The sequence below is a fragment of the Neoroseomonas rubea genome, assembly GCF_016106015.1.
Classification (GTDB): Bacteria; Pseudomonadota; Alphaproteobacteria; order Acetobacterales; family Acetobacteraceae; genus Neoroseomonas; species Neoroseomonas rubea.
Genome location: NZ_JACADQ010000689.1, coordinates 1 through 814, shown reverse-complemented (window position 1 = coordinate 814; position 814 = coordinate 1). Strand labels below are relative to the sequence as shown.

The following is an 814-nucleotide window of genomic DNA, read 5'->3' as shown; positions in this document are numbered from 1 at the left end:
GGCGTCCGGCGGGTCGCCCTGGGCGAACAGCGGCGCGCCGTCGGCGGGGGCGATGCGCCGCGCGCCGTCGGCAAGCCGCGCGAGCGCGGCCGGCGGCAGGTCGCGGAACAGGGTGATCCTGGCAAGGTCCTCGACCAGGCGCGTGTCGCTCATGCCCATCCCTCCTCTGCGCTGGCGCGCCTGACCGCGTAGAGCGGCAATGACCCGAAACCCTTGGCCGTCGGGATGCGGCCGGCATAGTCGCAGGCAAGCCCGCTGCCGCGCGGCAGCAGGGCGACCTCGCAGGCGAAGGCTTCCGTCGCGAAGATGCGCCCGGGCGGCGTCACCGGCTCGATCCGCGCGGCGCGCGTCATGGCCCGGCCGGAATACTTGTCCGCCCCCTGCACGGCGTCGTGCACCGGCAGCAGCGGGCCGAAATCGATCGCGAAGCGCGGATGGATCGGCGGGTCCTGGCGTTCCAGCGCGGCGCGCATGTCGAAGGCGCAGGCGGCGGCCTCGCGCGCATCGGCGAAGGCGATCTGCACCGCGTCGCCCCAGGCGTTGCGATACAGCGCGGGGTGCCGGTCCAGCGCCGCCCCCATGGCCGCGAGCGGCCCTTCGTAGAAATGGGCGAGCCCCGCATCGTCCAGCGCGCTGAAGCGCGGCAGGTCCCCGAACAGCACGGCCATCGGCCGGCGGCGCGGTTCCGGCGGCGCCTCGGCCGCCATGTCGCGCGGCCAGGGCCAGCCGATGAAGATGGAGCGCGCGCCGGCCTCGGTCCACGCGGCGACATCGGCGCTGGTGCCGGCGGCGCCGCGCTGCGGCCCGCGGTCCC

The 814-nt window shown here is 76.0% G+C and carries 1 protein-coding gene; it reads right to left on the bottom strand.

What is annotated here, in order from left to right; genetic code table 11:
- Window positions 1–149: 149 nt before the first annotated feature.
- A partial coding sequence (locus HW577_RS25850; RefSeq protein ID WP_198378936.1) for a nucleotidyl cyclase domain-containing protein occupies window positions 150–814 on the bottom strand: 665 nt, incomplete at its 5' end.